The organism is Novosphingobium sp., assembly GCF_030696665.1.
Taxonomy (GTDB): Bacteria; Pseudomonadota; Alphaproteobacteria; order Sphingomonadales; family Sphingomonadaceae; genus Novosphingobium.
On the sequence record NZ_JAUYRV010000046.1, the window covers coordinates 539,187 to 557,188 of the forward strand.

At 62.1% G+C, this 18,002-nt stretch carries 18 protein-coding genes; 14 read left to right on the forward strand and 4 right to left on the reverse strand.

Going from position 1 to position 18,002, the window contains the following annotated elements; translation table 11 throughout:
* The first annotated feature begins 82 nt into the window (after positions 1-82).
* Positions 83-511, forward strand: a complete 429-nt coding sequence (locus tag Q8R81_RS15370; RefSeq protein WP_305619334.1) for a hypothetical protein — start codon at positions 83-85, stop codon at positions 509-511.
* A 6-nt stretch (positions 512-517) separates the two neighbouring features.
* On the opposite strand, the gene queF is transcribed toward Q8R81_RS15370, so the two are convergent.
* On the reverse strand, positions 518-970 hold the full coding sequence (queF, locus tag Q8R81_RS15375; RefSeq protein WP_305619336.1) for a preQ(1) synthase: 453 nt from the start codon (positions 968-970) through the stop codon (positions 518-520).
* Positions 971-1,152: 182 nt separating this feature from the next.
* On the opposite strand from queF, the gene Q8R81_RS15380 reads away from it, so the two are divergent.
* From Q8R81_RS15380 to Q8R81_RS15390, 3 genes are all read left to right on the forward strand, one after another.
* Complete coding sequence (locus Q8R81_RS15380; protein WP_305619338.1) at positions 1,153-2,223, forward strand: hypothetical protein; 1,071 nt, start codon at positions 1,153-1,155, stop codon at positions 2,221-2,223.
* Positions 2,224-2,357: 134 nt separating this feature from the next.
* Entirely contained in the window at positions 2,358-3,200 is an 843-nt protein-coding gene (gene sseA, locus Q8R81_RS15385) for a 3-mercaptopyruvate sulfurtransferase (RefSeq protein WP_305619339.1), read from the forward strand.
* A 16-nt stretch (positions 3,201-3,216) separates the two neighbouring features.
* Positions 3,217-3,393 carry a hypothetical protein gene (locus Q8R81_RS15390; protein WP_305619341.1) on the forward strand — a complete coding sequence of 59 codons (177 nt, stop codon included), beginning with the start codon at positions 3,217-3,219 and terminating at the stop codon, positions 3,391-3,393.
* Between the two features lie 65 nt (positions 3,394-3,458).
* Here Q8R81_RS15390 and Q8R81_RS15395 read toward each other — a convergent pair whose 3' ends face one another.
* A complete protein-coding gene (locus Q8R81_RS15395) occupies positions 3,459-4,181 on the reverse strand; it encodes an HNH endonuclease (RefSeq protein ID WP_305619343.1) in 723 nt (240 codons plus the stop codon).
* Positions 4,182-4,263: 82 nt separating this feature from the next.
* On the opposite strand from Q8R81_RS15395, the gene Q8R81_RS15400 reads away from it, so the two are divergent.
* The 10 genes from Q8R81_RS15400 (at position 4,264) to Q8R81_RS15445 (ending at position 14,358) form a co-directional block, all read left to right on the forward strand.
* Positions 4,264-5,220, forward strand: a complete 957-nt coding sequence (locus Q8R81_RS15400; protein WP_305619345.1) for a DNA cytosine methyltransferase — start codon at positions 4,264-4,266, stop codon at positions 5,218-5,220.
* Positions 5,221-5,306: 86 nt separating this feature from the next.
* Entirely contained in the window at positions 5,307-6,563 is a 1,257-nt protein-coding gene (gene metC, locus Q8R81_RS15405) for a cystathionine beta-lyase (protein ID WP_305619346.1), read from the forward strand.
* Complete coding sequence (locus Q8R81_RS15410) at positions 6,560-7,486, forward strand: mechanosensitive ion channel family protein (RefSeq protein WP_371135383.1); 927 nt, start codon at positions 6,560-6,562, stop codon at positions 7,484-7,486. The genes metC and Q8R81_RS15410 overlap by 4 nt, the downstream gene beginning before the upstream one ends.
* A gap of 202 nt (positions 7,487-7,688) precedes the next feature.
* Positions 7,689-8,459, forward strand: a complete 771-nt coding sequence (gene cobA / locus Q8R81_RS15415; RefSeq protein WP_305619347.1) for a uroporphyrinogen-III C-methyltransferase — start codon at positions 7,689-7,691, stop codon at positions 8,457-8,459.
* On the forward strand, positions 8,456-8,752 hold the full coding sequence (locus Q8R81_RS15420) for a DUF2849 domain-containing protein (RefSeq protein ID WP_305619349.1): 297 nt from the start codon (positions 8,456-8,458) through the stop codon (positions 8,750-8,752). Before cobA ends, Q8R81_RS15420 begins: the two co-directional genes overlap by 4 nt.
* 1 nt (position 8,753) lies before the next feature.
* Positions 8,754-10,406: a nitrite/sulfite reductase gene (locus Q8R81_RS15425; RefSeq protein WP_305619351.1), complete on the forward strand. Its 1,653-nt coding sequence runs from the start codon at positions 8,754-8,756 to the stop codon at positions 10,404-10,406.
* Positions 10,399-10,830, forward strand: coding sequence for a DUF934 domain-containing protein (locus tag Q8R81_RS15430; RefSeq protein ID WP_305619352.1), 432 nt, complete (start codon positions 10,399-10,401; stop codon positions 10,828-10,830). The genes Q8R81_RS15425 and Q8R81_RS15430 overlap by 8 nt, the downstream gene beginning before the upstream one ends.
* 21 nt (positions 10,831-10,851) lie before the next feature.
* Positions 10,852-11,679, forward strand: coding sequence for a phosphoadenylyl-sulfate reductase (locus tag Q8R81_RS15435; RefSeq protein WP_305619354.1), 828 nt, complete (start codon positions 10,852-10,854; stop codon positions 11,677-11,679).
* A 108-nt stretch (positions 11,680-11,787) separates the two neighbouring features.
* Positions 11,788-13,194, forward strand: coding sequence for a DASS family sodium-coupled anion symporter (locus tag Q8R81_RS15440; protein WP_305619428.1), 1,407 nt, complete (start codon positions 11,788-11,790; stop codon positions 13,192-13,194).
* 66 nt (positions 13,195-13,260) lie between these two features.
* The gene (locus tag Q8R81_RS15445; RefSeq protein ID WP_305619355.1) at positions 13,261-14,358 is read left to right on the forward strand and encodes a TrkA family potassium uptake protein; all 1,098 of its coding nucleotides are present in this window, start codon (positions 13,261-13,263) and stop codon (positions 14,356-14,358) included.
* Between the two features lie 117 nt (positions 14,359-14,475).
* Here Q8R81_RS15445 and Q8R81_RS15450 read toward each other — a convergent pair whose 3' ends face one another.
* Both Q8R81_RS15450 and eda read right to left on the reverse strand, forming a co-directional pair.
* The gene (locus tag Q8R81_RS15450) at positions 14,476-17,259 is read right to left on the reverse strand and encodes a phosphoenolpyruvate carboxylase (protein WP_305619357.1); all 2,784 of its coding nucleotides are present in this window, start codon (positions 17,257-17,259) and stop codon (positions 14,476-14,478) included.
* Between the two features lie 24 nt (positions 17,260-17,283).
* Positions 17,284-17,898 carry a bifunctional 4-hydroxy-2-oxoglutarate aldolase/2-dehydro-3-deoxy-phosphogluconate aldolase gene (gene eda / locus Q8R81_RS15455; RefSeq protein ID WP_305619359.1) on the reverse strand — a complete coding sequence of 205 codons (615 nt, stop codon included), beginning with the start codon at positions 17,896-17,898 and terminating at the stop codon, positions 17,284-17,286.
* Between the last annotated feature and the right edge of the window lie 104 nt (positions 17,899-18,002).

The window sequence follows — 18,002 nt, forward strand, 5'->3', positions numbered from 1 at the left end:
TCATAGTTGGATGCGGGACAGGAACTGGGATGCGCGACCAATGGACAGCGATGACCGGGGAAAGCTAGCAGCCATAACAACTATGCTGATAGATCTCCTGCGCCAACAGGGTGCAGAGGCGGCAACCGAACCCGTCCTGACAACCGAACAATTGATCACGATGGCCAAGGCAAATATCCGCGCACGGCGGCGGCGGCAGGAACTTTTCGCCGGAATTCAGGTGGCTGACCCGGCGTGGGATCTGTTGCTGGAACTCTATGTCAACTGCGCCGAAAAACGCCGAATATCCGTCACTGGGCTTGGCCTTGGTGCGAATGTGCCCGGCGCCACCGTGCTGCGCTGGCTTGCCATGTTTCACGAAGCTGGCCTGATCGTGCGCGAACCCGATCCGCTTGACCGGCGGCGCATCTGGGTGCGGTTGACCGATCTTGGGGCGGGACGGGTAGCGCAGGGAATTGCGGCGTCGCAAATTCCGGCGAGCGCCACTTTCAATCCGTCAATGGCTGCCTGAACCGCCTCAGCCGCGCCCGCGATAGGGGGCAACCCCTTGATCTGGAAGCCAAAGTCCAGCTGGCGGCGCGCCGCTTTGCCAGAACACGTCGATGGGAATTCCGCCGCGCGGATACCAATATCCGCCGATGCGGAGCCATTGCGGCTTCATTTCATCGAACAGGCGCTGGCCGATGCCGACCGTCACGTCCTCATGAAAGCCTGCGTGGTTGCGGAACGATCCGAGGAACAGCTTCAAAGCCTTTGATTCCACGATGGTTTCACCCGGCGCATAATCGATCACCAAGTGCGCGAAATCGGGCTGGCCGGTGACCGGGCAGAGCGATGTGAATTCGGGCGCGGCGAAACGGATCATGTAGAGCGCGCCGATGCGCGGGTTGGGCACGTAATCCAGCACGGCCTCTTCCGGAGAAGCTGGCAAGCTGCTGTTTTGCCCGAGAAAAAGCGGTGTCTTCGTCATGATTCAGCCTGTGTTTCCGAAGTGCACCTAGATGCACCTAACTGCACCTAGGCGCACGCAAAGGCCGCCAACAGGTGCAAAATCGCCTCGTCCCATGCACTTGTCGCAGGGTTAGGGCAAGTGGCCGGACAACGCCCTTTGGTTCAGCCGCGATTAAACCGCCACGCCCCTTTCCAACCGCCATGACGATCCGCGCGGGGCATGCACTTCTCACCACCACGATCCTGCTCGCTGCCCTCCCGGCGGCGGCGCAGGATGTTGGCAGCTACCAGTTGCCGCCAGCGTCCTCCCCGACGCCGACTGCGCAAGGCCCGGTTACCCCCGACGCCCCGCCACCGCGCGTCGCTCCAACAGCGGAACCAACACCCGCGCCCTCCGCCGCGCCGACGATAACGCTGCCGCCCGAACCGGCAACCAGTGTGGCGGCAAGTCCCACAACCCGCCCTTCGCCTCCCCCCTCTGCGCGTGCATCCACCAGCGCGCCGGTAGTAACGCCAAGCGCCGCGCCGCCGTTGGCCGGGCCATCAGCGTCGATGGCTGAACCGCCTGCACTCCCGACAGAAATCCCTGTTTTACCGCAAGTTACCCGTGATGACAGCGCGCCTTGGTGGCCGTGGGTGGCGGGCGCTGTCGCGCTGGTGGGGCTTGGCGGGATGGCACTGCTGGTCCTGCGGCGGCGGGGGCGGGAGATCGCGCAGCCAGCGTTCGCGCCGCCGGTCATACCGCTTGCCGCCCCGCCCGAGCCTGCGCCCGAGCCTGCGCTTGCGCCTCCCCCGCTCACGCTGGAACTGGAGTCGGTGCGGATGAGTGCCAGCCTGATGAATGCGACACTGGCCTATCGCCTTGTTCTGACCGCAAGGTCCGATCTGGACCAGATCGTGGTGCGCGCCGACATGACCGCCGCCCATGCTTCACGCCCGGCAGAGGAGCAACTGGGCGCAAGCGATGCGCCGGTATTGCACCGCGTTCCGGCGCTCGCAGCAGGAGAAGCCGTTGTTCTAACAGGCGAATTGCGCCTTCCGCTAAGCGCCATAACGCCGATTCGGCATGGGAGCGCGGCGCTGTTCGTGCCGCTGGTGCGGATTGCGGTGGAAGGGCTGCCCAACGAACCCTTCTGCCTGCGCCGCGCCTTTGTGGTGGGTCTGGAAGAAAGCGCCAATGCCTTGCGTTTGCAGCCTTTCCGGCTGGATCATGGGCCGCGGGTCTATGCGCAGGTGGGTCAGCGTGAGCTGACGGTGCCGCAATTCGCCTAAGTTCCAAGCCGCCAAAAACAGTTGTCATCTGACCGTTTTTTCATGGTGACGCCCATCACACCCGCGTCTAGTCTGCCGCACGTGCGAACTCGCAAAGACGGGTCGTGCGCAGCAGGCAGGAGCATTGAGAACTTATGGATTCGCTGGTTTCCACCCAGTGGCTCGCCGACGAGATGGGCGCGAGCGACTTGCGCATTGTCGACGCCACCGCATTTTTGCCGGAGCATGGCCGCGTGCCGCTGCTGGAATACGAAGCCTGCCACATCCCCGGCGCGGTGTTCATGGACCTTGGCGAACTGGTAGACTCGGCCTCGCCGGTGCCCAACACCCTGCCCTCGCCCGAGAAATTCGCCAGCCGCATGCAGGCGCTCGGCCTTGGCGATGGCAGCCGCATCGTGATCTATGACGACAGCCCGGTGAAGACCGCCACGCGCGCGTGGTTCATGCTGACGATGTTCGGCGCGCAGAACGTGGCGCTGCTCGATGGCGGCATCGCCAAATGGAAAGCCGAAGGCCGCAAATGCGCGCAGGGCACCGAAACGCTGCGGCAGCGGCACTTTACCGTGTGGTCCGATGACAGCCATGTGCGCAGCAAGGCCGATGTCCTCGCCAATCTGGGCAGCAAGGCCGAACAGGTGGTGGACGCCCGCGGCGCAGGCCGCTTTACCGGCGATGTGCCCGAAACGAACCCGGCGCTGGCCAGCGGCCACATCCCCGGCGCGCGCAATGTGCCCTATGCCAGCCTGTTCAACCCCGACGGCACGTGGAAAGCGCCTGACGCGATCAAGGCGCTGTTCCAGGCGGCTGGCGTGGATTTGGCGCGCCCGCTGATAACCTCGTGCGGATCGGGCATGACCGCGAATGTGCTGATCTTCGCCGCGCATTTGATCGGCAAGGAGGACGTTTCGCTTTACGATGGTTCGTGGAGCGAGTGGGGGCTGGACCCGGCTACGCCTAAGGCGACGGGGGTGGCTTGAGTTGTGGGGCATAGGCATGACTGATCAAGACAACGACTTCGAACTAGTACGCGGTTCCGGCAATGTTTTTGTCGATCTGGGCCTGCCCGATGCCGAAGTCGAACAGCTCCGCGCCATCCTTGCCGCCCAGCACGCCAAAATTTCTGCCGCCGAGAAGCCCGCAGAAGTGCGTTCAACACTACAGTCATTCTAGTAAATAAATTCTTCAGCACAGCCCAAAGATAGAACCTATTTTTGACAGAATCTCCCTTTCAACAACTAATACTCTCGGAAATATTTTTTCAAGATTTCTTGCAGGATTTCATTTTGTGGAACCTTCTTCTTCTCAGATTCTTGCTGTATTTTTCTCCTGAACAAATCATCAATTTCGAGTTGGGCATATTGTTCAGGGTATGCCCAGTAACATACGCCACACTCCTTTTCGCAACCCTGGCAGGCCGCACTCTTAAGGATATTGCATGATTGGCACAGTGGTTGCCAATTCAAATCATCACCTGTGCCACCTCTACTTCTTGGCCTACGATGATCTGGGGAAAGCGTGATTTCCGGCTCTTTCCTGCCGCATTTTGCACAAGTGCCATCGCAATCCTGCTTGATTTTTCTCCACAGTGCGGCGCCTGGCTTTGTCCGCGGCTCCTTTTTGGGTGACAATTCAGGCGACTGAAGTTGATAGGCCACCCCGCTTTTAACGATTGATTTGAATCCTTCGTCGCCTTGCAATTCACGCATACGCCGAAAGGGATCGCGATAGGGCGCCAGATGCTCACGAATTTGAGATTCAGTGATTGCAGGACCGGGCAAGCCATGCCCCTCCGGCCACAACAACTCCAATATCTTACGATAATAGACATGGTTCGCTTTGCTTGGGTTGACGAATGACGCGCTTGCGGCATCAAGCCATTTCAATCGAGCATCCGGCGAATGTGTCAGGGTGTTCGCCGGGGCAAAATGCGCCCCCTTTGAACTGCGATTACGAACCATGAGTTATCACCTCCAATCCCGAGCAGACCCATTGACCTGAGCCATGTTCGCTATATGTTTTATCCACACATATGGAGGACTCATGCGGTTTGCATCCTTTTTTGCTGGCGTTGGAGGGTTCGATCTTGGTTTTCAACAGGCCGGACTCTCACCTGCATTCCATTGCGAGATAGACGAGTATTGTCAAAAAGTCTTGAAGCGGCACTGGCCGACAGTACCGCTTCATGGAGATATTAATAGCCTTGTGCCGGAGGAAATCCCAAATGCCGAACTCTGGAGCGCCGGATGGCCATGCCAAGATCTTAGCCATGCAAACTCTAAGCGTGAAGGTCTTGACGGAAGAAGAAGCGGCCTTTTCTTCAAGTTTGCGGAACTTGCTGCAATCAAAAAACCTCGCTGGATTGTCCTTGAAAATGTGTCCGGGCTCCTCAGCGCAGACAACGGCCGTGACTTTGAACGGGTTATCGACGAGCTCGAAGAGATCGGGTATTTGGGGATATGGTTCTCGTGCAACCTTCTCAGCGTCGGCATTCCCCAAAATCGAGAAAGAGTATTCCTTATCGGAAGTTATAAGTCCGAACTTTCCTACAAGTTCTATACTGACAGCAGCGAATTGCTTAGGGATTATCCGACGCGAGCGGCGCGCTGGTCGGGGAGGAAAGCTGGATCAGAACTTTCGGAAAGCTCTCTTTCAGACGATCCGCTTCTGGTTCAACGTCGCGGCGGCTTCGGGTATACCAAAGCAGCAAGCTTTAGCCCCACGTTACGTGCCCAAACTGGACGCCATCAAGGCGGCCACACCGATCGCCCCATTGTCTGTGGCCAGAAACTTGACTTGGAACGAGTGCGAGAAACTGATGGGGTTCCCAGAGGGATGGACGGTCGCAGAGGGAGATTCATTGGCAACGCAGTAGCGCCACCGATTGCAAAGTTCATTGGATCTCGGATTCTGGAGATTGAAAGGGAAGTCCGGCTTCTAAATGGCGTGCGTATGCGCCTCAAAAACTTGGATTTGGACACCTTTGCTGAGAGCGAATAGCTTTCTCTCACATCTGATCGCGAGGGAGTTTAATCCGTCACCTAACCCCATGACTCCCGCCCCTTCCCTCTGCTATCGCCCAGACAATGAGCAGTTCTGATGATTTTGACGCCCTTGGCCCCGCAACGCGCGGGGTGTTGGCGGGGCGGCGTGCGGGGTGGACGGGGACGCCGGAGCATCCCGGCGCGGTGGTCAATCCGGCGGTTTGGCGGGCTTCCACGCATCTCTATCCCGATATGGCGGCGCTGCGCAGCGCTCCGGCCAATGAGGATGGGAACTTCTACTACGGGCGGCGTGGAGGGCCTACGCAGTGGGCTTTGGCTGAGGCGCTGACACAGGTGGAGCCGGGGGCGGCTGGGACGGTGCTTTATCCGTCCGGGGTGGCGGCGATTGCGGGGGTGTTGCTCACCGTGTTGCGGCCGGGCGATGTGCTGTTGATGACCGACAATGCCTATGAGCCGAGCCGGGCGATGGGGCGCGGGTTGTTGCGGGATTTTGGGGTGGAGACGCGGTGGTTCGATCCTACCGATCTGGCCGCGTTCGAAGCGGCCTGTTGTGAGCGGACGCGGTGCGTTTTGCTGGAAAGCCCCGGCAGTTTGACGATGGAAGTGCAGGATGTTCCGGCGCTGGCGGCGGCGGCCAAGGCGCGCGGGATTGTGTCTGTGCTGGACAATACCTGGGCCTCTGCACTGGGCTTTGCCGCGTTGGCGCATGGCGTGGACATCAGCGTGATGAGCCTGACCAAGCATGTTTCCGGCCATTCGGACTGCATGATGGGGTCTGCCTCTGCTGGGCCTGAGTGGTATGGCAAGCTGCGCGTGCGGGCGCAGGGGTTGGGCAATGTGGTTTCGCCCGATGATGCTTCGCTGATGCTGCGGGGATTGCGGACGATGAAGCTGCGGCTGGAGGCGGAGACGGCTTCGGCATTGGCGATTGCACAGTGGCTTTCCGGGCGGGCCGAGGTGGCGCGGGTGCTGTGCCCGATGCTGGCGGGATCGCCGGGGCATGATCTGTGGGCGCGCGATTTTTCTGGCGGGTGCGGGTTGTTCAGCTTTGTGCTGAAAGGCGGGACGAGTGCGGCGCGCGATACCTTGATCGATGCGCTTTCGCTGTTTGGCATCGGTTATTCGTGGGGCGGGTTTGAAAGCCTTGCCACGCCGGTTGATCCCGCCAGCATTCGCACGGCGAGTTCGTGGCCTTTGCCGGGGATGGAACCTGCGGATTGCTTTGGCGTGCGGCTTTCTATCGGGTTGGAAGATACGGCGGATTTGATCGCCGATCTTGAGCGTGGTTTGGCCGCCTGGGCGGCGCCGGGCAAGGCGATCTTGGGGGGGCAATCTTGAGCGATTTTCGCAGCCGGGTGGCGGACGTGATCCGCGTGCTGAACGAGATCGGCTTCGATATGGGAACCTACCATATCTCGGTCTGGGGAGCGCTGCGCATCCTGATCGTGATGGTGCTGGTGTTCATGTCTGCCCATCTGATCGGCAAGCTGGCGCGGCGCACATTCCGCCGGATCGACAGTCTGGACCGCACGCAGCAATTGCTGGGCGAGAAGATCGCCACAATTGTGGTGTGGGGCGTGTCGTTCCTTGTCGGCATCGATGTGCTGGGCATCAGTCTGACGGCGCTGACGGTGTTTTCGGGCGCATTCGGCCTTGCCATCGGGTTTGGTCTGCAGAAAACGTTCGGCAATCTGATCGCCGGGATCATTCTGCTGATGGACCGATCCATCAAGCCCGGCGACGTGATTGCCGTGAACGATGGCAAGGGCAATTCGTTTGGCGAGGTGAAGAAGATCGGCATACGCGCGGTGTCCGTCACCACCCGCGACAACCGTGAGTATCTCATTCCGAACGAAAACCTGATGACGCAGCAGGTGGAGAACTGGTCCTATTCCTCACGCGAGGTGGCGATCAATATTCCCATCGGCGTGGCCTATGGCAGTGACCTGGATCAGGTGGAGAAGCTGTTGCTGGAGGCGATCACCTCCACGCCGCGCGTGCTGCCCTTCCCCTCGCCCGGTGTGCTGCTCAGCGGGTTCGGGCCGAGCAGCATCGACATGACGATGGTGGTGTGGATTGACGATCCCGAAGGCGGCGTGGGCAATGTGCGGTCAGATGTGCTGTGGCGCGTGTGGCGCTTGTTTGGGGAGCATGGTGTGCAGATCCCTTTTCCGCAACAGGACGTGAACCTGAAGGATAGCGAGGGTTTGCGGGCGCTGGCCGAAGCGATGGGCAAGCCGGGTCACGCGCCCGAGGCATAGGCTCCATGCTCGCCACCCCGGGCTTGACCCGCGGTCCCGCTATGCGGCCACGCCGTGCTTTGAGTGAAGAAGCGGGATCCCGGGTCAAGCCCAGGATGACGGTGAGTGGGGTGGTCGATGCTTGGGTGGCTAAAGCTGATCTAGGCGGGGGGCAAAGGTTTCTCGCTGGCAGGTTGCGCGGCCCGCGCCCATCTGCCCCGTCATGAGCAATTCTTCTTCAAGAATCGGAACCGTGTTTCTGGTGGGCGCTGGGCCGGGCGACGCGGACCTGATGACGCTGCGCGCGGCGCGGCTGGTGATGAATGCGCGCGTGCTGGTGCACGATGGGCTGGTCGATCCTTCGATTCTGGCGATGGCGCCCAAGGACTGCCGGATGATTTCGGTGGCCAAGCAGCGGTCGCGCCACACGATGAAGCAGGAAGAGATCAACGCCCTGCTGGTGCGCGAGGCTTTGGCCGGGAATGACGTGGTGCGGCTGAAAGGCGGCGATCCGTTCGTGTTCGGGCGCGGCGGCGAAGAGGCCGAGGACTGCTTTGCAGCGGGCGTGCCGGTGCAGGTTGTGCCGGGGATCAGCGCGGCGATGGGGGCGGCGGCTTCGGCCATGATCCCCCTTACCCACCGTGATGCCGCCAGCATCGTTACGTTCGTGGCCGGGCAGTGCAAGGGATTGACCGAACAGAACTGGGCGGGCCTTGCCGGGGTTGGCAGGACACTGGTGATCTATATGGGCGTCGCCACAGCAGAGGCGATTGCCGAAAAGCTGATGGCAGACGGGCTTGCGCCCGACATGCCGGTGGCGGTGATCGAAAACGCGGCGCGGCCGCAGATGCGCGTGCTGCGCGGGGCACTGGCTGGGCTTGGCCCGCTGGTGGCTGGAAACAAGGTCAAGAGCCCTGCCCTTATCGTGATTGGCGATGTGGCAGGCCGGGGAGACATGATGGAATTGAAGCAGGTTTTGGAGGCCGTAAAGTGAAGATCATCACCGGAAGTGATCTGCGCACCGGAGACGTGATCTGGTGGACCGGCGAAGGCTGGTCGCGCCATGTCAACGATGCCGTGGAAGCAGGCGAACATGCCGAGGCGATCATCGCGCGCGAGAACGCCAAGCAGATCGTCACCGACACGCAAGTGATCGAAGCGACCGTGACCGACGATGGCGTGCGCCCGGCGCATATCAAGGACCGCATCCGGGCGCTTGGCCCCACGGTGCGGCTCGACCTTTCCCTCAAGCCTGCCGATCCTGCGGCAGGGAACTGGGTGATCTGAGATGTATCAGTACGACAGCTATGACCAATCGATGGTCGATGCCCGCGTGGCCGAATTCCGCGATCAGGTGGAGCGCCGCCTGGCAGGGGACATCACCGAGGACCAGTTCAAGCCGCTGCGGCTTAAGAACGGCCTGTACCTGCAATTGCACGCCTACATGCTGCGTGTGGCAGTGCCCTATGGCACGTTGAACAGCCGCCAGATGCGGATGCTGGGCGACATCGCGGACAAGTATGACCGTGGGTACGGCCACTTCACCACGCGCCAGAACATCCAGTACAACTGGATCAAGCTGGAAGACGCACCGGATATTCTGGCCGATCTCGCATCGGTGGAGATGCACGCGATCCAGACCAGCGGCAACTGCATCCGCAACACCACGTCCGACCAGTTTGCGGGCGCTGCAGCGGATGAGCTGGTTGATCCGCGTCCTTATGCAGAGCTGCTGCGCCAGTGGTCAACCTTCCACCCGGAGTTCGACTACCTGCCGCGCAAGTTCAAGATCGCGATTATCGGCAGCGAGACTGACCGTGCGGCGATGAAGCTGCACGACATCGGCATCCAGCTGGTGAAGAACGACGCGGGCGAGATCGGCTGCCGGTTCTACGTCGGGGGTGGCATGGGCCGCACGCCGATGATCGCGCCGGTGATCGGCGATTTCGTTTCGCCATTGCAGATGGTGTCTTATGCCGAGGCGTGTCTGCGCGTTTACAACCGCTATGGCCGCCGCGACAACAAGTACAAGGCGCGCATCAAGATCCTCGTCCACGAGATCGGTGCGGACGAATATCGCCGTCAGGTGGAAGAAGAGTTCGCGCATATTCTGACGCTGGGGCTTGAGCCGCCTGCGGCAGAACTGGAGCGGATCAAGGGCTTCTTCGAGCAGCCGGGCTTTGCGGCTGGCGCTTCGGACGAACTGGACCTGTCCGATCCCGACTTCGCGCTGTGGGTGGACCAGAACGTTCATGCCCACAAGCAGCCGGGCTATGCCATCGTCAACATCAGCCTGAAGCCGACCGGTGGCATTCCGGGCGATGCGACGGCTGACCAGATCCGCCTGATGGCCGATCTGGCGTTGGCTCATTCGTTCGACGAACTGCGCGTGACGCACGCCCAGAACATCGTGTTGCCGCATGTGAAGAAGGCCGACCTTTACGGTCTGTGGCAGAAGCTGGACGAAGCTGGCCTTGCCGCTGCAAACCTTGACCTGATCGGCGATATCATCGCCTGTCCGGGGCTGGACTATTGCGCGCTGGCCAATGCCCGCTCGATCCCGGTGGCACAGAAGATTTCGAACCGCTTTGCCGACCTTGGCCGCCAGCGCGAACTGGGCGAGCTGAAGCTGAAGATCTCGGGCTGCATCAACGCCTGCGGTCATCACCACGCGGGCCACATCGGCATCCTTGGCGTGGACCGGAAGGGCGTGGAGAACTACCAACTCCTGCTCGGCGGATGCGAAGGTGCTGATACCTCGCTTGGCACGATCACCGGCCCCGGCTTCAACGAAGACGGGATCGTGGATGCGGTGGAAAAGGCGACCGACGTTTACCTTGCCCAGCGTGCCGAGGGTGAGCGCTTTGTGGACACGTACCGCCGTATCGGCATGGCCCCGTTCAAGGAGGCGATCTATGCCAAGGAGCCAGTCAATGGTTGAGCAGAACTTGCGCTATCGCAGCGATGAGCCGGTGAGCGATCCGGCAGTGACGGTGGATGCCTTTGCCGACCAGAGCAACGCCACCGCCGTGCGGATCGAGCCGGGCGACGATGCGCGCGCGCTGCTGCCGCATCTGGACCGTATCGCGCTCGTGGAAGTCAACTTCCCGGCCTATACCGACGGGCGCGGCTATTCGGCGGCGCGTATTCTGCGCGAGCATGGCTATGCGGGCGAATTGCGCGCGGTGGGCGATGTGCTGTTGGACCAGCTGAGCCACATGCGCCGCTGCGGGTTTGACAGCTTTGCGCCGGATCAGGCGATCAGTTCGGAAGCCGCCGAAAAGGCTTTTGCGACATGGCCTGACGTTTACCAGAAGACCGTTGATGGCCGCCCGGCAATCTGGGCGAAGCGCCACCCCGCCTGAGGGCGGGAGAAGGATTGAAGCATGGACAGGACGCCGAGTTCTATGGTTGCCAATCGCAAGATCGACCTGATCGACACGCGCCCGCGCTTTGTCGAAACGGACGCCATTCGCCTGAACAACCTGTTCCGGGGCAGCGACACGCAGGAAATGCTGCGTTCGGTGATCCGTGACGGGCTGGCGGGCGATCTTGCGGTGGTTTCGAGCTTTGGCGCGGAAAGTGCTGTCCTGCTTCACCTTATTGCCGAAGTCGATCCTTCGGTGCCGGTGCTGTTCCTTGAAACGGGCAAGCATTTTCCCGAGACCGTGGCCTATCGCGATGAACTGATCGGGTTTCTGGGGATGACCAATCTCCTGATCATCGAACCTGATGCAGAGGCGATTGCCAAGAAGGACGAGAATGGCCTGCGCTGGTCATGGGACCCGGATGGCTGCTGCGAAATCCGCAAGGTGGAGCCGCTGGCCAAGGCGCTGCTGCACTTTGACGCATCGCTGACGGGCCGCAAGGGCTTCCAGTCCAAGACCCGTTCGGGCCTGCCGCGTTTCGAGATCGACCATTCTGACGCGCAAGGACGGTTGAAGATCAACCCGCTGGCGTCGTGGGATAAGGCTATGCTTGAGGCCTACTTTGCCGAGCATGGTCTTCCGGCGCACCCGCTGGTGGCTCAGGGCTATCCGTCGATTGGCTGCGCGCCCTGCACCAGCAAGGTTGCTGACGGAGAAGACCCGCGTTCCGGCCGCTGGAAGGGCTGGGACAAGACCGAGTGCGGCATCCATTCGCCCACCGATGGCGCTGATGGTGCGGCCAAGCCGGGTGATGAGCTGCCTCCGGGGTATGAACCGGTTTTCTGAAGCCTGCCCATTGGCACGAACGGGGTAAAGCGTGGGCGTCAGAATTTGCCAGCCTTGCTTAGGCTCTGCTAGGCCCTGCCTTGAGGTTGGGGGAACGGGCTGTTGGCATTGGATGCGCGCAGAATTGGGCTTTGGGCGGGGCCGCTTGGCTTTGCAGTAACGCAGTTGATTGCCGCGCCTGCCGGGATGCCCGATGCCGGGTGGAGCGCGGCGGGCTTGGTCTGGTGGATGGCAGCGTGGTGGATGACCGAGGCTTTGCCGCTTTCGGCCACCGCGCTCCTTCCGTTTCTGATCCTGCCGTTGACCGGCGTGGCCAACGCCAACAAGACCGCCAGTGCCTATTACTCGCCCATCATGTTCCTGTTTGTGGGTGGGGCGTTTCTCGCGCTGGCGATTGAACGCACCGGCCTTCACCGGCGGCTGGCGCTGTTCATCATGGGACTGGCGGGTGCAAAGCCGGGGCAATTGCTGATGGGCGTGATGGTCGCCACGGCGGTGCTTTCGAGCTTTATTTCAAACACATCGACCGCGCTTATCATGATGCCGATGGCCATTGCCATGCTGCGCGCAGGCGGCGTGCAGGAGGGCGAAACACGGGGCATGGCGGGCGCTTTGCCGATGGGGATTGCCTTTGCCGCGTCCATCGGAGGCCTCGCCACGCTGATCGGCACGCCGACCAATGCAATTGCTGCAGGCCTGATCGAGACAGCGCTGGGGACGCGCGTTACGTTCCTGCAGTGGGCACTTTATGGTGTGCCGATCGCGCTGCTGGCGGTGCCGTTGGCCGGGTGGATCATCGCGCGGGTGCAGAGCCTGCACACCGACAGCTTCGATCCGGCGGCGGCGCGGGCCGCGATTGCACAGGCAACGCAGTGGAGCGTGGCCGAGCGCAGACTGGTGCCGGTCGTGGTGCTAGCCTTCATCGCATGGGTGTTTCAGCCGGTGATCGAAGGCTGGTTCCCCGAAGGCGGCTTTACCGATGGCACTGTGGCGGCGATCGCGGGGCTGGTGCTGTTCGTCCTGCCCGATGGCACGGGGCGGCCGATGCTGACCTGGCCCGAAGCCAACCGTGCGCCGTGGGATGTGGTGCTGATGTTCGGCGGGGGGCTGGCGATGGCGATGGGCATGACCGAAAGCGGGCTGACCAAGTGGATGGGCGAAATGCTGCTCCCGCTTGCCCATGTGCCGCTGCCGATTGTGGCGCTGGTGCTGGTAGCGTTCGTGATTATCGTGACCGAATTTGCCAGCAATATTGCAGCGGCCAGCGGGATCATGCCGGTGGTGGCAGCGCTGGTGGGTGCGCTGGGCGCAGACCCGATCCTGCTGGCCCTGCCCGCCGCCTTTGCCGCAACATGGGGCTTCATGTTGCCCGCCGGGACCGGGCCGAACGCGCTGGCCTGGGCAACCGGGCACTGTTCGATGCGGGCGATGGTGAAGGCCGGGTTTGCGCTGGACGTGGCGGGGGTGTTCCTGCTGGTAGGCGTGGTGTGGGCGGTGACGGCGCTGATCGGATAAAGGACTTCGTCCTCATCTGGACAAGCGCCCCCTCACCTTCCTAGGGTGCATGCCGAAGGGGTCTTGATGGAACGGGATGGCGACGCATCTGCGCTGACGCAGGGGGCGAACTCGGTTTTGGGTTCGCCGCTGCGGCTGCTGACCGGCACGCTGATCTTCGTGATGGCGGTGTTCGTGGTATCAATCTGCGGCTTCGTGTTTGCAGGCTGGCCAATGGGCGATGCGGCCTACATGGTGCTGCTGACGATCTTTTCGGTTGGCTATGGCGAAATTCGGCCAGTCGACACAACCTTTCTGCGCTGGTGGACGAGCGCGACGATCATGCTGGGCTGCACCGGCATGATCGTGCTGACCGGCGCGCTGGTGCAGGTTTTCACCCTCTTTCAATTCCGACGCCTGCTGGGGCTGGACCGTATGACAACCGAAATCGAAAAGCTGGACGGCCACGTGATCATCTGCGGTTATGGCCGGATCGGCGTGCAACTGGCCAAGGCCATGACCGAAGCCAAGCGCCCGTTCCTTATCCTGGAACGCGATCATACCAAGGCCGAGGATGCCAAATCCCACGGCTTCCTGTGCATGGTGGGCGAAGCAACGCACGAGGAAACGCTGAAAGCCGCCGGGATTGCGCGGGCCAAGGTACTGGCGACAGTGCTGCCCGATGATGCCGCCAACGTGTTCATCACGCTATCGGCCCGAAATCTGAACCCGGCCATAGAGATCATTGCGCGCGGGGAGGCGCCGACGACCGAGAACAAGCTGTTCCATGCCGGTGCCGACAAGGTGGTGATGCCCACGCACATCGGCGCGGAGCGGATCATGGAGATGATCCTTTACCCTGCGACGGGCGAACTGGAGGACATCGGCGCGGTGCGGCGGAACCTGCACGACTTCGGGCTGGATATCGAAATGGTCGAGATCTTGCCGGAGAACGCGCTGACTGGCGAGAGCGTTGGTGAGGCCGAACGGCGTGGCAACGGCGCGTTCTTCGTGGTGCAGATCGACCGCGCGAACGGCCAATCGATCCAGCATCCGGGCGAGGATATGACGCTGGAAACAGGCGACAAGGTGATGCTGGTGGTGCGCGGCAGCAGGCTCTCGGCTGGCGCGGTGTTCAGCGCCACCAAGGCGCGCGTAAAGCATGGGCGGACGTTTGTGGGGTGATTGTGGCGCGTGGGCGTAGAAGCCCACCCCCAGCCCCACCCGCCTGCGGGAGGGGAGTTGCGGTGTTCTGTTCCCCCTTCCCCCAAGCGGCGGGGGTCGGGGGTAGGCTTTCCTGCCTTACCCGTGTGCGCCGAAGTAGTTGGCGATGGCGACCGCTACGCGGATGTTAAGCGCGTGGGCGCGTTCGATGGGATCGATGAAGCGGGCGCGGATCACACCGTAGTCTTCGCCGCGATGATCGGGGTAATCGGTTTCCTCGTCCACCGGGAAATCGGTGATTTCAGGTTCGATCACCGGGTAGGCGCGACGGAGCTGCGCCAGCGCATCATCCACGCGCAGGGACAAGACCATCTCCAGCACATCGTCGCGGCTGACATCGTTCGAGCGGGCGAAGGGTGGCACCTGCACCGCGCGAATGAACATATGCATCAGCAAGGCGAGACGCACCGATTGGAGAAGGCCGATGTTGCGTCGGTCTGAATCCTGCGCAGGATCGCGGCCCGCTTTGTGGCCGGGAACCAGTGAGAGCAGGCGGTGGAGCTTCATCCAGTCCACGCGCAGGCGGGAGGTCAGGCGGCGGAAGACCCCTGCCCGGTCGTCCTTGGTCAGATATTCGGCGAGCGCAAGGCATGCCGATTCCAGCGCGGTTTCAGTGCCGCGATAGGGGCGGCTGGCCCAGTAGGCGGAGTTGAACAGTTCGCCGTGGGCGGCGACGGTTTTCACCGAGGCGAGGCCGTTGGCGGCGCGGAGCAGGCGCACAAGTTGGTTGCCGCGTTCGGACCGGCCGAGCAATTCTGCGACCGATTCCATCTCCTCACCCGCAGCCGTGCCCGCGCCCGCGATCACATTTACCGGATAGCCGATCTGCTGGAGGATGGCGTTGTGCGGAATCGCGCGGATCTGGCGCAAGCTCATCGTGCGGTCCGCGCCGATATCGGACTGGCGGCGCGATACGCGGCTGCCAGTGGATTTCAGCAGGCCGAGACCAAAGGCGGTCAGCGCGCGGGAATAGGTTGAGCTTTCAAGGTGTTCGCGCTGAACGCGGCGGATCGAGCGGTAGAAATCGAGACTGAGGTCGGTGCGATCATAGAACGGGTCTTTGACGGTGAGATCGAGGTCACCGGCTTCGGCTTCAGCAATGCGGGTGAGCGTGGCGAGCGCGAGTTCATCGTTGCGGAAGAACAGGTAGCCATCGCCACCCTGAAAGCTGGCTTCAGGTTCGATAGTGACGCCCGCCTTGGCAAAGCGGCGGCGCGCCCATCCCGAGAGCGGCCAAGTCAGGCGGTCGGCAAAGCCTGAGGGGTGGGCGCCACGGCCCATCGATTCGCCGTGAGTATCGAAGATCAGCGCGGCCACATCGGTCAGGCCGTTGTTCTTCATTGCCTCGGCAAGGCGCCCCTGCAGGCGTTCGATGGCGAGCGCGGCTGGGATCTGCCCCATGAAACGGCCGGCATCGGAAAAGCCGGTCTGGATCGAGACGCGACCGCGCACGCGGGCGTAGCTGCGGTAGGATTCTTCAGAGAGCAGCGCTTCGAGGAAGCGGCCGCCGTGTTCCAGCGCGGTTTCGGTTTCGAACAGGGGCGAGACATCGACTTTGCCTTCGATGCCGAACAGCTTGGCGAAATAGAGTGCGGCCAGCACGGTCTGCGGCTGTTCGCATTCGGCGATCAGCATGCGGATCGGGGCATCGGCATCGATGTGCTGGAGCATCTTGGCCATCACCAGGAACTGGCGCATGGCGGTGCTGGTTTCGATGGCCAGCGCGCCGAAATTGACGCGCAACGGCTTCACTTCGGCGAGCAGTTCGCGCAGGCGTGACAGCGCGCTTTTGCTGCCGAGATCGAGCGTGCCTTCAGGATCTATACGGCGACGCAAGGCGTTGAGAAGCTGCGAGGAATTGACGCGGAAGTGTATCCACCCAATGCCAAGGCCGTCTGCGCGCATGGCGGCAGCGAGTGTGGCGAGCGGAACAGCCTTGTCCTCGTCAGCCTTTTTCGCTTCGGCTTCAAGCGCTTCGGCCACGGGCGTTAGGCTGAGGAGTTTGGCGGGATCGTCAGCCGAGAGGCGGTTGGCGGCTGCGGTCAGCGCTTCGCTGTCGCCCAGGTCGGACGAGAACAGTTCGGCCATTTCCGCGGCGTGGGCCTGCGCCCCGTCGAGCGTTTCCAGCAAGGCGTGCGTCTCGTCGATCGCGCGCAGGCTGGCGGCGTAGCTGCCAAGGCGCAGCGCCTTTTCGCGCAGGCGGAACGCGATGGATGTGGTCCAGCCGATGTCGGTGCGGCCATCCATGTCATAGCCGACCCACGTGGCGAAGCGGAATGGCAGCGGGCGGAAATCGAGCCAGCGGCCCGGCCAGCGCTGGCGCGCATGGCTTAACAGCGTGGCATTGATCCGGTCACGCGCGTTGGCGGCACGCTGGATCGCGTTGCACACTTCAACGTGTTCGAATTCCAGCGTGATCTTCGGCCCTTCGTGGGGAACGGTGCAGACGGTAGTGGTTTGCGGATCGTCCGTGAGCGCGGCGGTGGCGACGGCATCGGACTGCGCGGGGCTGAGCAGGAATGTGGGGTGCGCTGTGAAGACTGCGTGGAGGAGTGGCTTTTCCCAGCGCTTGCGGAATTCGGAAAAGCCCGCTTCTTCGGGGTTGAGCGCGGCAATCCGGTCAAGATTTTCAGTCGCCGAGGTGGGCGCGATCAGGCGCTTCAGGCGCGCGGCGCGGCTTTGCAGCGCTTCGCATTCCAGTTCGGCGACAAGGCTGTCCATGTCGTTCAGCGACAGGTCGCCGCCTTCGAGCAGGCGCGAAAGATCGTGGCTGAGTTGAAAGACGGGATTGAACAGCGGCGTTTCGGCCGTCCGCTCATGGAGTTTCTGCAACCTGGCCTTGAGCTTGGCGACCGTCTTCATATCCGCTGTATTCCCCTGATTGCTTTACTTCCCTAGCGAAAAGGCTTCGCGCGCGGCGGCCTCAATCGCTGCTTCATCAGGCATGCCCTTGCCCACAACCCAGCTGCCACCCACGCACAGGACCGGATCGAAGCCCAGCCATTCCGGCGCCGTGGCGGTGGTAATGCCACCCGTGGGACAGAATTTGCACTGGTGGAACGGTGCCGCCAACGCCTTTAATGCAGGAAGTCCGCCCGAAGTGGAGGCAGGGAAGAACTTGAAGTGGGTAAGGCCAAGGTCCAGCCCGCGCATGATATCACCCGCGCTGGCCGTGCCGGGCAGGAACGGGATACCCGAAGCGACGGCGGCTTTGCCGAGGTTTTCGGTGAGGCCGGGCGAGACGATGAATTCCGCGCCCGCATCGATTGCGGCCTTCAGCTCGTCAGGATTGGTGACGGTTCCCGCGCCGACAATCGCGCCTTCAACCGCCTTCATCGCGTGGATCACATCGAGCGCCGCTGGGGTGCGCAGCGTGACTTCGAGGACGCGAAGGCCGCCTTTGACCAGCGCGCGGGCGATGGGGAGCGCATGATCGACATTGTCGATAACCAGTACCGGAATGACCGGCGCGGTGCGCATGATGGTTTCGATAGGCTTCATGGCGTCTCCCTCGCGCAATGGCGCGCAATCCTTTGTGGCTGCGGGCTTAACGCGAGTCAGACATATTGTGCACCTGCTAACGCCGGGTGCATAGCTATTCTTAG

Bases quoted from the DNA above. Each gene is read 5' to 3' on its own strand.
- metC (WP_305619346.1), top strand. From the start codon at position 5,307: ATGAGCAGTTCTGATGATTTTGACGCCCTTGGCCCCGCAACGCGCGGG.
- eda (WP_305619359.1), bottom strand. From the start codon at position 17,898: ATGAAGCCTATCGAAACCATCATGCGCACCGCGCCGGTCATTCCGGTA.
- Q8R81_RS15370 (WP_305619334.1), top strand. From the start codon at position 83: ATGCTGATAGATCTCCTGCGCCAACAGGGTGCAGAGGCGGCAACCGAA.
- Q8R81_RS15380 (WP_305619338.1), top strand. From the start codon at position 1,153: ATGACGATCCGCGCGGGGCATGCACTTCTCACCACCACGATCCTGCTC.
- Q8R81_RS15435 (WP_305619354.1), top strand. From the start codon at position 10,852: ATGGACAGGACGCCGAGTTCTATGGTTGCCAATCGCAAGATCGACCTG.
- queF (WP_305619336.1), bottom strand. From the start codon at position 970: ATGACGAAGACACCGCTTTTTCTCGGGCAAAACAGCAGCTTGCCAGCT.
- sseA (WP_305619339.1), top strand. From the start codon at position 2,358: ATGGATTCGCTGGTTTCCACCCAGTGGCTCGCCGACGAGATGGGCGCG.
- Q8R81_RS15395 (WP_305619343.1), bottom strand. From the start codon at position 4,181: ATGGTTCGTAATCGCAGTTCAAAGGGGGCGCATTTTGCCCCGGCGAAC.
- Q8R81_RS15390 (WP_305619341.1), top strand. From the start codon at position 3,217: ATGACTGATCAAGACAACGACTTCGAACTAGTACGCGGTTCCGGCAAT.
- Q8R81_RS15425 (WP_305619351.1), top strand. From the start codon at position 8,754: ATGTATCAGTACGACAGCTATGACCAATCGATGGTCGATGCCCGCGTG.
- Q8R81_RS15445 (WP_305619355.1), top strand. From the start codon at position 13,261: ATGGAACGGGATGGCGACGCATCTGCGCTGACGCAGGGGGCGAACTCG.
- Q8R81_RS15400 (WP_305619345.1), top strand. From the start codon at position 4,264: ATGCGGTTTGCATCCTTTTTTGCTGGCGTTGGAGGGTTCGATCTTGGT.
- Q8R81_RS15430 (WP_305619352.1), top strand. From the start codon at position 10,399: ATGGTTGAGCAGAACTTGCGCTATCGCAGCGATGAGCCGGTGAGCGAT.
- Q8R81_RS15450 (WP_305619357.1), bottom strand. From the start codon at position 17,259: ATGAAGACGGTCGCCAAGCTCAAGGCCAGGTTGCAGAAACTCCATGAG.
- cobA (WP_305619347.1), top strand. From the start codon at position 7,689: ATGAGCAATTCTTCTTCAAGAATCGGAACCGTGTTTCTGGTGGGCGCT.